Source organism: Cryobacterium glaciale (genome assembly GCF_004402535.1).
Classification (GTDB): domain Bacteria; phylum Actinomycetota; class Actinomycetes; order Actinomycetales; family Microbacteriaceae; genus Cryobacterium; species Cryobacterium glaciale.
This window is the reverse complement of record NZ_SOEY01000020.1, coordinates 39,670-52,469: the sequence shown is the minus strand read 5'-3', so window position 1 is coordinate 52,469 and position 12,800 is coordinate 39,670. Positions and strand designations below refer to the sequence as shown.

Genomic DNA, 12,800 nt, shown 5'->3' with positions numbered 1-12,800 from the left:
CCTGCCGTGGGGCAATCGCGAGGGCAACCCAGTAGCCTAGGCCTCGTGACCGCCTCCGAAAGCCGTAACCAGCACGCCGCCGTCGTCTACAACCCGGTGAAGGTCGATCTCGCTAAGCTGCGGGCGAGCGTGGCTGCGGCCGCACAATCCGCACGCTGGGCCGAAACGCACTGGTTCGAAACGAGCGTCGACGACGTCGGCCAGGCCGCCACCAGGCAGGCGCTTGATGCCGGCGCCTCGATGGTGCTGTCGGCCGGTGGCGATGGCACGGTTCGCGCCGTCGCTGAAGCCCTGCGTGACTCCGGCGTGCGCATGGCGATCGTGCCGTCGGGCACCGGCAACCTGCTGGCTCGCAACCTCGAACTGCCGCTCGGCAGCATCGATGCGGCGACCGCGATCGCGTTCAGCGGGGTCGACAAGCCCATCGATCTCGGTGTGGCGAGCGTCACCACCGAGGCCGGCGCGGTCGAGGAACACGTCTTCCTGGTCATGGCCGGTCTCGGCCTCGACGCGCAGATGATCGCCCACACCCGCGATGACCTGAAGAAGCAGGTGGGCTGGCTCGCCTACGTCGACGGGGTGGCGCGGGCGCTGCCGAAAGCCCGGCCATTTCGCATCCGCTACAGCGTTGAGGGGCGCGTCGACCGGCCAGCGCAGGTGAGCGCCATTCTGATCGCCAACTGCGGGCTGCTTCCGGGCAACCTGCAGTTTCTGCCCGACGCTCGCCTCGACGACGGCATTCTCGACATCGCCGTACTGCAGCCCAAGGGCGTGCTCGGCTGGCTGACCATCTGGCGGCGGGTGACCTGGGAGAACGGCGTGCTGCGTCGCTCAGCGGTGGGCCGGCGCATGATCCAGGCGACGGAATCGTCGAATGAACGGGTGATGACGACCCTGCGCGGCGCGGATATTCGCATTGTGCTCGAGCACGCCCAGGATTTCGAGCTCGACGGCGACGAATTCGGGCTGGTCCGCAAGGTGAAGTTGCACGCCGACGCTGGTGCGCTCATCGTGCGCGTACCGAACGAATAGGTCTATTCGGCCGGTTCCCCGCCGCTGTACCTACTCGGCCGGTTCCCCGCCGACCAGGCCACGCAACCAGTCGCGGGCTTCGATGAAGATGCCGTCGTCGTAGCGTGAGGTGAATTCGATCGGGCGTTTGTCGGCCCGCGGATAGGATCCGAGAAAGATCACCTTCGGGCTGAACCGGCGAAGTCCGAGCAGCGCATCGGCGACCCGCTCGTCAAGAATGTGCCCGTCGGCGTCGACGACGAAGCGGTACCGTCCGAGGGAATCACCGATCGGTCGGGACTGAATGAGACTGAGGTTCACGCCCCGAGTGGCGAATTGCTCGAGCATCTCGAGCAGGGCACCGGAACGGTCACTCGGCAGTTCGATGATCAGGCTGGTCTTGTCGGCGCCGGTCGGAGCGGTGAGCTCGTTGCCGCGGCCGACGAGCACGAACCGGGTGACCGCGTTCGGGTTGTCGCCGATATTCGACGCGAGGACGACGAGGTCGTGGTGCTTGTCGATGCCGGGCGGGGCGATCGCGGCATCCGCTTGCGTGTTGTCCAGAAGAGCGGATGCCGCGGCGACGTTGCTCGACGAGGGAAGGTGTTCGTGGCTCGGCAGCGTCTTCTCGAGCCAGTTGCGGCACTGGCCGTAGGCGACCGGATGCGCGTTGACGACCCGCACGTCGGCCAGCGTGGTGCCGGGGCGGGCGACGAGCACAAAATTCACCGGCACGAGGTATTCGCCGATGATGCGCAGGTTCGGAACGCTCGCGAGGGCATCCTGCGTGGCGGTGACGCCTCCGTCGACCGAGTTCTCAATGGCGATCATCGCCGCGATGCTGCGGCCGGAGATCACGTCGGCGAAAGCCTCGCCCACGTTGTTGACCGGACGCCAGACCTGGTCGCGTGCCTCGGGCACCTGCGCAAGCGCCGCTTCGGTAAACGTGCCGGCCGGGCCGAGATAGCTGTAGGTCTGGGTCTGCGTTTTTGTCAGGGACAGCGGATTCGGCGAGTCGGGCATGGCTCACAGCCTACTGGTGGTGCCAGACTGTGCTCATGAGTGAACGTGCGGGCACCCGAGCCCTGGAATCTGACCTGATCGACGTTGAGGGGCTGGTCAAGGCCTATTACGACTTGAAACCGGATGTCGCAGTGCCGGCCCAGCGGGTCGTCTTCGGCACCTCCGGACATCGAGGCAGTTCGCTGAACACCGCGTTCAACGAGGATCACATCAGTGCGACGACGCAGGCGATCGTGGAATACCGAGCCGGCCAGGGCATCACCGGCCCGCTCTTCATCGGCACGGATCCGCACGCCCTGAGCGGCCCGGCCTACACGACCGCCCTCGAGGTGCTCGTCGCCAACGGTGTGCGCGTGCTCGTGGACGAATTCGATGACTACGTGCCCACCCCCTCGCTGTCGCACGCGATCCTTGCCTACAACCGCGCCGAGCACGGCGACCTCGCCGACGGCATCGTCGTCACGCCGAGCCACAACCCGCCGATGGACGGCGGTTTCAAGTACAACCCGCCGCACGGCGGTCCGGCCGACAGCGACGCCACCTCGTGGATCGCCAATCGGGCCAACGAGCTCATCGCCAATGGCCTCGACGGTGTACTGATGAGCGAGCCGAGCGCCGTCGAGACCTACGACTTTCGCGGCAACTACGTCAACGACCTCGAGAACATCATCGACATGCAGGCCATCCGCACCAGCGGAATCCGCATCGGCGCCGACCCGCTCGGCGGCGCGAGCGTCGGCTACTGGGGCGCCATCCGCGACCGCTACGAGATCGACCTCGTCGTGGTCAACCCGAAGGTCGACCCGACCTGGCGATTCATGACCCTGGACTGGGACGAGAAGATCCGCATGGATCCGTCGAGTGCCTCGGTGATGGCATCCGTTGTCGCTCACAAAGACGAGTACGACATCCTCACCGGCAACGACGCGGATGCTGACCGGCACGGCATCGTCACGCCCGACGGCGGGCTGATGAACCCGAACCATTTTCTGGCCGTCGCCATCGACTACCTCTACAGCCACCGCGAAGGCTGGAAGCCCGACGCCGCCGTGGGCAAGACCCTGGTCTCGTCGACGATGATCGACCGGGTCACCGGCTTTCTCGGCCGCGACCTGTGGGAGGTGCCGGTGGGCTTCAAGTGGTTCGTGCCCGGCCTGATCGACGGTTCGGTGGCTTTCGGCGGCGAAGAGAGCGCCGGCGCAAGCTTCGTGCGCTTCGACGGCACGGTCTGGACCACCGATAAGGATGGCATTCTGCTCGCGCTGCTCGCCTCCGAGATTCTCGCCGTCACCGGCAAGACCCCTTCGCAGCGCTACGCCGAGTTGGCCGAGCACTTCGGCGCACCCTCGTATGCGAGAGTGGATGCCGCGGCCACGCCCGCCCAGAAGGCCGCGCTGGCCAAGCTCGACGGCTCAATGATCACCGCCACCGAACTCGCCGGCGAGAAGATCACCGGTGCCTTCAGTGTGGCCCCCGGCAACGGAGCTGCCATCGGCGGCGTCAAGGTCACCACGGAGAACGCCTGGTTCGCAGCCCGGCCGAGCGGCACCGAAGACGTCTACAAGATCTACGCCGAGTCCTTCCTCGGACCAATCCACCTGGCCCAGGTTCAGCTCGAAGCCAAGGCCATCGTCGACGCCGCGATCGCCTAGGGAACACTCCAGTAGTAGGCAGTGCCGCCCGGGTGATCCACCGTGATCGCCGTGTCGACCGAGCGGTAGTCGGAATCCAAAGTGTGCCCGGCGAAGGAGATGGAGATGGTCTCGCCGACCTTCTCCACCCTGGTGACGATGCCGGTGTGATCGCGGTCGCCGGTGTTGTCCCAGTCGAACTGCACGATGTCGCCGACCTTCACCTGGTCGCGCTGCTGATCGGTCAGCGCCGTGGCCTTGCCGGCCTGCGCGATGTACTTCATGAAGGCGGTCGAGCTGCGCCAGGCCGCCGAGGCATCGTAGGCATTGCCGTTCTTCGGGCTGGACCAGACGCTGTCCATGGTCCAGCCGCGCGCGATCATGGCCTGGCTGGCGAAGTTGACGCAGTCATTCTCGCCGAGCACACCCCACTCGGCCGAGTTGTAGTTTTCCAGCGGCCAGTGGGCGAGGAGGTAGTCCACCTGCGCGGCGACGGGAGCGCTCAGCACCGGCGCCGCTTCGACCTCTACCGCAGCGGCCGGTTCGGTCGGGGTGGCGCGCGCCGGGTCATCCGTTGCCGCGGGAGTGGCGGCATCCGTTACCTGGGCGGTCTTCGCCGGCCCGGTGTTCGTTGATTCAGCGGAACCCTCGAGGGCCTGCACGACGAGCGCGGTCGCGCCGACCGCGAGCACGGCTCCGACGGCCGTGGTCAGGCCGAGTCGCTGCCACCGGGTCAACTGCACAATGTACTCACTTCGTTTGGAGGAACTGATTAAACGCTCATGGCTGCGCTCAGGTAGAGCGCGATCGCCGCGAGGGCAACCAGCACTCCGACGATGAGAACGCCGATCAGAAACCGACGTCGGAGGCGCCGCTGGTCGGCCTCCGTTGGTTCGTTATTCTGCAGCATGATTCGAGCTTAGCCGCGACCAATATCGCAAGTCCTGAATGCCGCGTGCACAACTGCGGAGATCGTGTTTGTCGGGGCCGGTTGCGCTCGATTCCGGGCGCTATTCGGCGCGATATCCGCGTGTGCGTACCCGGGGCGCGGGTGGACGTCCGAAGCACTGGTCGAATGCGCCGCCGCGGGGTACCGTCGTGTCATGTCGCAGATCGAACCCACACCGTTCACCTGGCCGCCCGGATTTCTCTGGGGGTCGGCGACGGCCGCCGCGCAGATCGAGGGCGCCGGCCATGCGGGCGGCAAGGAAGACTCGATCTGGGACGCGTTCGCGCGGGTTCCGGGTGCCATCGCGGGCGACGACGACCTCGAAACGGCCGTGGATCACTACCATCGCATGCCCGCCGACGTGGCGATCATGGCCTCGCTCGGCCTCGACTCCTACCGCTTTTCCACCAGCTGGGCCCGGGTACGCCCCGGCGACCGCGCGGTGAATCCGGCGGGGCTCGATTTCTACTCCCGACTGGTCGACGAACTGCTCGCCGCCGGCATTCTGCCGTGGCTCACCCTGTATCACTGGGATCTGCCGCAGGCGCTCGAGGACAAGGGCGGCTGGGCCGATCGCGACACCGCCTACCGTTTCGTCGACTACGCAACGGATGTCTACGCCGCGCTCGGCGATCGGGTCACCCACTGGACCACCTTCAACGAGCCCTTCTGCTCCTCGCTGCTCGGCTACGGATCTGGCGTGCACGCGCCGGGCCGGAAGGATGGCCGGGCGGCGGTCGCCGCGGTGCATCACCAGCACCTCGCCCACGGACTCGCGGTGAACGCGCTGCGCTCGAATGGGGCCCAACACCTCGGGATCACGCTCAACCTCACCAATGCCGTGCCGCGCGATACCGCCGACCCGGTCGACATCGAGGCGGCCCGGCGGCTCGACTCGCTCGCCAACCGCATCTTTCTCGACCCACTGCTGCGCGGCGCCTACCCGGAAGATACCCTGCACGACCTGGAGCCGTTCGGCCTGGCCGAGGTCATCCACTCTGACGACCTGGCGATCATCAGCGCCCCGCTCGATTTTCTCGGCGTCAACCACTACCACGACGACCTCGTGAGCGGGCATGCGGATGCCTCGGCCAGCGACTCCCACGCTGGCGGCGCTGCGCGTTCGGTCGGGTCGCCGTGGATCGGATCGGAGTACATCACCTTTCCGAGCCGCGGACTGCCGCGCACTGCGATGGACTGGGAGGTCAACCCCGACGGGCTGCGCCTGCTGCTGGTGCGGCTCGGCGAGGAGTACGACCGGCTCCCGCCGCTCTATGTCACCGAGAACGGCGCGGCCTACGACGACCGGGTGAGCGCCGACGGCGGCGTGCACGACCCCGAACGCACCGACTACATCGCCTCGCACATCGACAAGGTGGGCGAGGCCATCGCGGCCGGCGCGGACGTGCGCGGGTACTTCGTCTGGTCGCTGCTCGACAACTTCGAATGGTCGTACGGCTACGAGAAACGCTTCGGCATCGTGCGGGTCGACTACGACACCCTCGAGCGCACGGTGAAGGACAGCGGGCGCATGTACGCCGCGCACATTCGGGCCGCGCACGCGGGCTGAGCCGCTCGGACCAAGCGGATGTCGCCGCTTGGCAGCATCCGCTTCTCGCGGCACTCCTGAGCGATGGCGGTACTCCTACGTAGCGGTGCCGCCATCTTTATCGAGGGCCGCGAGCCCACCGCATTACTTCTCGGTCGATTCAAGAAATTCGACATCGGCAACCGGCTCGAAGCGGGCGCGCATCACGGCGAGCGCCTCGGGGTTCTGGTCGATGAGTACGAAGCGACGGCCGAGCGCGGCGGCGACCGCTCCGGTCGTGCCGCTGCCGGCGAAGAAATCGAGCACCCAGTCGCCCTCCCGGCTGGAGGCCTGGATGATGCGGCGCAGGATTCCAATCGGTTTTTGGGTGGGGTAGCCGGTTTTCTCCTTGCCGGTGGGAGAGACGATCGTGTGCCACCAGACATCCGTCGGCAGTTTGCCCTTCGCGACTTTTTCGGGCGTGACCAGTCCGGGAGCCATGTACGGCTCGCGGTCGACGGTGGTCGAATCGAAGTAATACCGAGCGGGATTCTTCACGTAGACCAGGATCGTGTCGTGCTTGGTCGGCCACTTGTTCTTGGATTTCGCGCCGTAGTCGTAGGCCCAGATGAGCTCGTTGAGAAAGCACTCCCGGCCGAAGAGGGCATCGAGGAGCACCTTGGCGTAGTGCGCTTCGCGGTAGTCGAGGTGCAGGTAGAGGGTGCCGTCGTCGGCGAGCAGGCGCCAGGCCTCGATCAGGCGCGGCTCGAGAAAGGCCCAGTAATCTTCGAACTGGTCGTCGTAGCCGAGCAGGTCGCCCTTGATGCGTTCGTAGCGCTGCCCCTTGAAACCGGTGATCGTGCCGGCCGCGTGCGAACCGTCGACGGCGACCGACCGCACCGAGGTGGTGCTCTGCCGTTTCTGCGACCGGCCGGTGTTGAACGGCGGGTCGAGGTAGATCAGGGTGAAGGCACCGTCGGGCAGGCTCGGCAGCACCCGGAGGTTGTTGGCGTGGATGATACGGCTCGGGCTGGTCGGTGTCCACGCGTTAGGCATTTGTCCATTCTTTCAGCCTGCGCGCCGCCTCTCGGCTTAGTCTGTCGGGATGACTGCTGAATCGACGACCATCCACTCGCAGGATCTGGCGGAAGCCGGCATGCTCGAGGTGCGCCACGACCCCGAGCAGAGCCGCTACACGGTGTTGCTCGGCGAGCAACCGGTCGGCCTGGCCGATTACATCACGACGAAGACCGCCGTGCATTTCACACACACCGAGGTCGATCCGGCGCAGCGCGCCCACGGTCTGGCGAGCATCCTGGTCGAGCAGGCGCTCGACGACGTGCGGGTGCGCACCGACCTTGCCGTGGTGCCGGACTGCTCCTATGTGGCGCGGTGGATCGACCGGCACGCCGAATACCAGGACCTGCTGACGCGGGGACGCTAGCCCCACGTTCGCGCTTGTGGTCTCAAGACGCGCGCGAAAAACATGCGCGCTCCTCGACCAACGAGACTAATCGCTGGTCGAGGAGCAAGCTCTGCGAGCGTCTCAAGACCCGATCGCAGCAGCATCCGCTCTGCTAGGGAACCCGGGTCAGCCAGGCCTCGGTGCTGAACTTGTTCGCGACGAGTTCGGTGGCCTTGGCGTATTCCTCGGCGGTGACGTCACCCGCGGTGGCGCCGTAGAGGCCGGTGAAGGTCTCCTTCATGCGGTCAATGATGGCGGCGCGGCTCAGGCCGGTCTGGCTGCGCAGCGGGTCGACCCGTTTGGCGGCGCTCGTGATGCCCTTGTCGCTGAGCTTTTCGCGGCCGATGCGCAGTACCTGCACCATTCTCTCGCCGTCCATGTCGTAGCTCATGGTGACGTGGTGCAGCACAGCGCCGCTGCCGAGACGTTTCTGCGCGGCCCCGCCGATCTTGCCGGTCGGGCTCGTGATGTCATTGAGCGGCTGGTAGTGCGCGTCGATACCGAGGGATTTGAGCGCGGTGATGACCCACTCGTCGAGAAACGCGTAGGAGTCCGCGAAACTCATGCCCTGCACGAGGTCGGTCGGAGCGTAGATGGAATAGGTGATGACGGAGCCGGCCTCCATGAACATGGCGCCGCCGCCGCTGATGCGCCGCACCACGGTGAAGCCGTACTTGGCGGCGTTCTCCGGGTCGACCTCGTTCTTCAGCGACTGGAAGCTGCCGATGACGACGGCAGGTTCGTTCCACTCCCAGATGCGCAGGGTGGGCTGTCGGCGTCCCTCGCCGACCTCGGTGGCGAGCACCTCATCGAGAGCCATCTGCAGCACGGGCGCGACGGGCGTCTGCGAGTGGATGATCTGCCAGTCGTAGTCGCGCCAGGTGCTCGCCTGCGCGAGCGACCGGCGAATCGCGACGGCCACCGCTTCCGGGGAGAAGCCGAGCAGAATCGCGCCGGTGGGCAGCGCACCACGCACGGCTGCGGCGATCGTGGCCGCGTCGCTCGTTGCCGGCAGGCCGGTCACCGCGGCGTTGATGTCTTCGAGCGCATCGTCGGGTTCCAGGAAGAAATCTCCGGCCAGACGAAAGTCTGTGATGACATTGTCGACGACATCGAGATCGACGACGACGAGTTTGCCGCCCGGAACCTTATATTCACCATGCATGGTTTCAGCCTACGGCGTAGGCTCTGGCTTGAACGGCAGGCGCTCGTCGAGCCAGGCCACGAGGTCGCCGATCACCTCGGAGCGGTTGGTCTCATTGAAAACCTCGTGCCGCGCACCCGGATACACGATCAAACGCACGTCACGCAGCCCGGAACGCTTGATGTAGGCGTTCACCAGTTTGAGCGCGCTGCGTTCACCGCCGACGGTGTCGTCACCTCCGACCAGCACGAGCATCGCCAGGTCCGTTGGCAGGTTTCTGGCTGGCCGGCCGAACAGTCGGGCGGCCTCACGCACGCCGAACAGCTTCGCAAGCGGCGTCGCCGTGGTCAGCGGGTCGGCCACGAAGGCCGCAGCTACGGCCGGGTCGCGACTGAGCCACTCGACCCCGGTCGTGCCGAGCGTCTGGTGCTTGCGGTTGAGGTCACCGCCGTCGAGGTAGCCGGGCCAGCGGTAGGCGGTGCCCGAGAGCACGACGGCGTCGTACTCGGCGGCCTGCTCGTTCACGATCATCTGCACCATGAATGATCCCCAGCTGTGTCCGAGCAGCACGAGCGGCAGGTTCGGGTGTGCCAAGCGGATGATGCCGCTCAACTGATGCACGCCGGCCACGGCCGCGCGCAGCCCGCCCGCGCCGAGCCGGCCCAGTCGGGTGTGGTCGCCGCCGTGCTGGGCCAGCCCGGTCTGGCCGTGACCCAGGTGGTCGTCGGCGTAGACCGTGTAGCCGGCCCGGTTGAGGTCGGCGGCGAACGCCACATAACGCTGGGCGTGCTCGCCGACGCCGTGCGCGATCTGGATCACGGCTCGGGGCGCGGGGACCGGCCAGACGTAATAGGTGACAACCAGGCCAGAGGCATCCGTATATGTGGGCACGAGGTCAGTCTGCCGTGTTTAGAGCGGGTCACTGAGATCAATGTACTTAGCATAGCTAATTTGCTATGCTAAGTATCTATGGAATCGCGAATGCACCCCAAGACCGCAGCCCTCGGTGTCATCAAGTCGCAGCTAACTGAAGACGGCCAGCCCACCGCCGCGAACAACACCGCCGAACTCAGCCACGAATTTCGACTGGCCAATGGCCGCCTGGCCCGTCGCCTGCGCCAGGAGAAGGCCGAAAACGAGCTGGGCAGCGGCCAATTCTCGGCACTCGGCGTGCTCTACGTGCACGGCCCGCTGACGCTCACCGAACTCAGCGAGTTCGAGCGGGTCACCCCGCCATCGATGACCCGCACCGTGAAGTGCCTCGTCGATGCCGGACTCGTCACCCGCACCGACTCCACGCTCGACGGCCGCAAGATCGTGCTCAGCACAACGGATGCCGCCGCCGCCATGATGACCGAAACCCGCAAGCGTCGAGATGCCTGGCTGGTGCAGCGCGTCGCGCAGCTGAGCCCCGAACAACACCGGGTTCTCGCCGACGCGACACTGATCATGAAGGAGCTCGCCGACAGTTGAGTGCCATGTTCCGCTCCTTGAGCGTCGTTAATTACCGCATCTGGTTCGCCGGGGCCCTGGTGTCGAACATCGGCACCTGGATGCAGCGCACCGCGCAGGACTGGATCGTGCTGACCCAGCTCACCGACTACGACGCCACGGCGGTCGGCTTCACGATGGCCCTGCAACTCGGTCCGCAGCTGGTGCTCATGCCCTGGTCCGGACTGATCGCCGACCGGTTCAACCGGCGCAAGCTGCTCATTCTCACCCAGGCCCTGATGGGGCTGCTGGCCCTCGGCCTCGGCATTCTGACCGTGCTCGAGGTGGCTCAGCTCTGGCACGTCTACCTGTTCGCACTCGGGCTCGGCGTCGTCGCCGCGATCGACGCGCCGGCCCGCCAGGCCTTCGTCTCGGAGCTCGTCGCTGAAGACAACCTCTCGAACGCGGTCGCCCTCAACTCGGCCTCGTTCCACGGCGCACGCCTGATCGGACCGGCCGCTGCCGGACTGCTCACGGTCGCCGTCGGGGCGGGGTGGGTGTTCATGATCAACGCGGTCACCTTTGCGGCGACGGTCCTCGCGATGACCCTGCTGCGCACGCACCAGCTGCGCCGCCAGCCGACGGTCTCCCGCGAGCGCGGGCAGCTCCTGGCGGGCTTCCGCTACGTACGCGGCCGGAGCGACATCGTCGTCGTCATGATCGCGGTCTTTCTGATCGGCACTTTCGGCCTCAACTTCGCCATCTTCACCTCGACCATGGCTACGATCGAGTTCGGCCGGGGGGCCGCAGAGTTCGGCCTGCTCAGCTCGATCATGGCCATTGGCGCCGTCGTCGGCGCGCTCCTGGCCGCCCGACGCAGCCGCGCCCGCATGCGTCTCGTGGTGCTGGGTGCTGCCCTGTTCGGTCTGGCCTGCGGACTGTCGGCCATCATGCCGACGTATGCCAGTTTCGCCATATCTCTGGTTTTGGTCGGTCTGTCGTCGCTCACTCTCATGACGACGGCGAACGCCTACGTGCAGACCACGACCCGGCCCGAGATGCGGGGCCGCGTGATGGCGCTGTACATGGCTATCTTCGTGGGCGGCACTCCCCTCGGCGCGCCGCTCGTCGGCTGGGTAGCGGATGCCTTCGGCCCCCGTTGGGCGCTCGGCCTTGCCGCTATCTCGGGCGTGCTGGCCGCAGCCGTCGTGCTGTTCTGGATGGTGCGGTATCGCCGACTGCGGGTGCAGCTGCATCCGTTCACCGCACCGCGGGTGCGCGTGCTGCACGCCGGCGACGGACGCGAGGAAGCCGCCGCGCTCAATCGCGAGACAGCCACCCGCGAGATCGCGATCGTCGAGGCCACCGCGCCCCGCTAGTGCTTTCCGGGCCCGGGCCCGGAAAGCGGGCCCATGTTCTATCGTGGGCCCAGTGACCGGGCCCGGGCCCGGTCACTAAAATTTGGTGGCGGTGGACTCTCGAATGACCAGCTCCGGCTGGAACACGATCTGTTCGTGCGCGAACTCAGCGCCTCCCTCGGCCTCGCGCAGCAGCAGGTCGACGGCGGTATAGCCGATCAGCACGCTCGGCTGGCGGATCGACGACAGCGGCACCACGGCGGCGGCCGCAAACGCGATGTCGTCGTAGCCGATCAGGGCGATTTCGCGGGGCACGTGCAGGTCGCCGCGCATATTGAGCGCCTGCAGAACGCCGATGGCGAGCAGGTCGTTGGCGGCGAAAATGGCGTCAGGCCGGTCTCCCGGCGGACGCTCCAGGAGGCGCTCGCCTGCGGCCCGACCGGCCAGTACCGACAGTGCGTCGGTGTCGACGACCTCGATCGAGGCGAGCGGATGCTCCGCGACGGCATTGCGCGCCCCCTGCAGCCGGTCGACCACCTGCCGAATGCTGCTCGGCCCGCCGACGAAGGCGAGGCGCGTTCGTCCGATGGACAGCAGGTGCTGCGCCGCGAGTCGTCCACCGGCAACGTCGTCGACCGCCACCGAGGAGAAACTCCGGTCCTCCGTTTGGCGGTCGACCAGCACGGTCGGCGTCCCGCGGGCCCGCAATCGGGTGAGTCGCTCGCCGATGTCTCCGAGTGGGGAGATCAGCACCCCGTGCACCCGCTGCTCTTCGAATAGATCGAGGTAGGCGGCCTCCCGGGCCAGGTTGTCGTCGGTGTTGCCGAGCAGAACAGCGAGTCCGGCTTCGGCCGCCCGATCCTCGGCACCTCGAGCGAGGTCGGTGAAGAACGGGTTGGCCACGTCGAGCACGACGAGCCCGAGACTCCGGCTGCGACCGGCGCGCAGCTGCCGGGCGGCGTCATTGCGCACGAAACCCAGCTGGTCGATCGCCGACTGCACGCGGGCGACGGTGGCGGGTGAGACCTTTTCGGGCCGGTTCATAACGTTGGAAACCGTCCCCACAGAGACCTGGGCCAGGGCGGCCACATCGCGCACGCTCACCGTCACATCCATTTGTTACCCCGGATCCCAATCAGTGGGCACGACGTCGGCCCCGTTACAGAAGATATTCTCTCGCACCCGCGACGCTACTACGAACGTTTCAAAACTGTGATGGCGTAGCGCTTGACACCGATCCCGCGCGGCCATATATTTTGG

13 protein-coding genes are annotated in these 12,800 nt (G+C 66.6%); 6 read left to right on the top strand and 7 right to left on the bottom strand.

All coding sequences use genetic code 11. The annotated features are described in order from the left end of the window. Window positions 1–45 precede the first annotated feature (45 nt). Window positions 46–1,032: a diacylglycerol/lipid kinase family protein gene (locus E3O06_RS10865; RefSeq protein ID WP_134503408.1), complete on the top strand. Its 987-nt coding sequence runs from the start codon at window positions 46–48 to the stop codon at window positions 1,030–1,032. A gap of 30 nt (window positions 1,033–1,062) precedes the next feature. On the opposite strand, the gene pheA is transcribed toward E3O06_RS10865, so the two are convergent. Continuing rightward, entirely contained in the window at window positions 1,063–2,034 is a 972-nt protein-coding gene (gene pheA, locus E3O06_RS10860; protein ID WP_134503407.1) for a prephenate dehydratase, read from the bottom strand. A gap of 35 nt (window positions 2,035–2,069) precedes the next feature. On the opposite strand from pheA, the gene pgm reads away from it, so the two are divergent. Next, complete coding sequence (pgm, locus tag E3O06_RS10855; protein WP_134503406.1) at window positions 2,070–3,686, top strand: phosphoglucomutase (alpha-D-glucose-1,6-bisphosphate-dependent); 1,617 nt, start codon at window positions 2,070–2,072, stop codon at window positions 3,684–3,686. On the opposite strand, the gene E3O06_RS10850 is transcribed toward pgm, so the two are convergent. Further along, window positions 3,683–4,402, bottom strand: a complete 720-nt coding sequence (locus E3O06_RS10850; RefSeq protein ID WP_166788179.1) for an amidase domain-containing protein — start codon at window positions 4,400–4,402, stop codon at window positions 3,683–3,685. The genes pgm and E3O06_RS10850 overlap by 4 nt on opposite strands. A gap of 35 nt (window positions 4,403–4,437) precedes the next feature. Beyond that, window positions 4,438–4,575, bottom strand: coding sequence for a hypothetical protein (locus E3O06_RS17575; RefSeq protein ID WP_166788178.1), 138 nt, complete (start codon window positions 4,573–4,575; stop codon window positions 4,438–4,440). Window positions 4,576–4,768: 193 nt separating this feature from the next. On the opposite strand from E3O06_RS17575, the gene E3O06_RS10845 reads away from it, so the two are divergent. Further along, window positions 4,769–6,184: a GH1 family beta-glucosidase gene (locus tag E3O06_RS10845; RefSeq protein ID WP_134503404.1), complete on the top strand. Its 1,416-nt coding sequence runs from the start codon at window positions 4,769–4,771 to the stop codon at window positions 6,182–6,184. Between the two features lie 123 nt (window positions 6,185–6,307). Here E3O06_RS10845 and E3O06_RS10840 read toward each other — a convergent pair whose 3' ends face one another. Next, complete coding sequence (locus E3O06_RS10840; RefSeq protein ID WP_134503403.1) at window positions 6,308–7,198, bottom strand: DNA-methyltransferase; 891 nt, start codon at window positions 7,196–7,198, stop codon at window positions 6,308–6,310. Between the two features lie 49 nt (window positions 7,199–7,247). Between E3O06_RS10840 and E3O06_RS10835 the strand changes: the two genes are divergently transcribed. Beyond that, window positions 7,248–7,586: a GNAT family N-acetyltransferase gene (locus E3O06_RS10835; RefSeq protein ID WP_241980087.1), complete on the top strand. Its 339-nt coding sequence runs from the start codon at window positions 7,248–7,250 to the stop codon at window positions 7,584–7,586. Between the two features lie 133 nt (window positions 7,587–7,719). On the opposite strand, the gene E3O06_RS10830 is transcribed toward E3O06_RS10835, so the two are convergent. Both E3O06_RS10830 and E3O06_RS10825 read right to left on the bottom strand, forming a co-directional pair. Next, the gene (locus E3O06_RS10830) at window positions 7,720–8,772 is read right to left on the bottom strand and encodes a lipoate-protein ligase LplAB (protein WP_134503402.1); all 1,053 of its coding nucleotides are present in this window, start codon (window positions 8,770–8,772) and stop codon (window positions 7,720–7,722) included. 9 nt (window positions 8,773–8,781) lie between these two features. Beyond that, window positions 8,782–9,642 carry an alpha/beta fold hydrolase gene (locus tag E3O06_RS10825; protein ID WP_134503401.1) on the bottom strand — a complete coding sequence of 287 codons (861 nt, stop codon included), beginning with the start codon at window positions 9,640–9,642 and terminating at the stop codon, window positions 8,782–8,784. A 90-nt stretch (window positions 9,643–9,732) separates the two neighbouring features. On the opposite strand from E3O06_RS10825, the gene E3O06_RS10820 reads away from it, so the two are divergent. Beyond that, window positions 9,733–10,224, top strand: a complete 492-nt coding sequence (locus E3O06_RS10820) for a MarR family winged helix-turn-helix transcriptional regulator (protein WP_134503400.1) — start codon at window positions 9,733–9,735, stop codon at window positions 10,222–10,224. Continuing rightward, on the top strand, window positions 10,221–11,561 hold the full coding sequence (locus tag E3O06_RS10815) for an MFS transporter (RefSeq protein ID WP_166788177.1): 1,341 nt from the start codon (window positions 10,221–10,223) through the stop codon (window positions 11,559–11,561). Before E3O06_RS10820 ends, E3O06_RS10815 begins: the two co-directional genes overlap by 4 nt. 75 nt (window positions 11,562–11,636) lie before the next feature. Here E3O06_RS10815 and E3O06_RS10810 read toward each other — a convergent pair whose 3' ends face one another. Beyond that, complete coding sequence (locus tag E3O06_RS10810) at window positions 11,637–12,650, bottom strand: LacI family DNA-binding transcriptional regulator (protein ID WP_241980085.1); 1,014 nt, start codon at window positions 12,648–12,650, stop codon at window positions 11,637–11,639. Window positions 12,651–12,800: the final 150 nt, after the last annotated feature.

Bases quoted from the DNA above. Each gene is read 5' to 3' on its own strand.
- pheA (WP_134503407.1), bottom strand. From the start codon at position 2,034: ATGCCCGACTCGCCGAATCCGCTGTCCCTGACAAAAACGCAGACCCAG.
- pgm (WP_134503406.1), top strand. From the start codon at position 2,070: ATGAGTGAACGTGCGGGCACCCGAGCCCTGGAATCTGACCTGATCGAC.
- E3O06_RS17575 (WP_166788178.1), bottom strand. From the start codon at position 4,575: ATGCTGCAGAATAACGAACCAACGGAGGCCGACCAGCGGCGCCTCCGA.
- E3O06_RS10845 (WP_134503404.1), top strand. From the start codon at position 4,769: ATGTCGCAGATCGAACCCACACCGTTCACCTGGCCGCCCGGATTTCTC.
- E3O06_RS10840 (WP_134503403.1), bottom strand. From the start codon at position 7,198: ATGCCTAACGCGTGGACACCGACCAGCCCGAGCCGTATCATCCACGCC.
- E3O06_RS10835 (WP_241980087.1), top strand. From the start codon at position 7,248: ATGACTGCTGAATCGACGACCATCCACTCGCAGGATCTGGCGGAAGCC.
- E3O06_RS10830 (WP_134503402.1), bottom strand. From the start codon at position 8,772: ATGCATGGTGAATATAAGGTTCCGGGCGGCAAACTCGTCGTCGTCGAT.
- E3O06_RS10820 (WP_134503400.1), top strand. From the start codon at position 9,733: ATGCACCCCAAGACCGCAGCCCTCGGTGTCATCAAGTCGCAGCTAACT.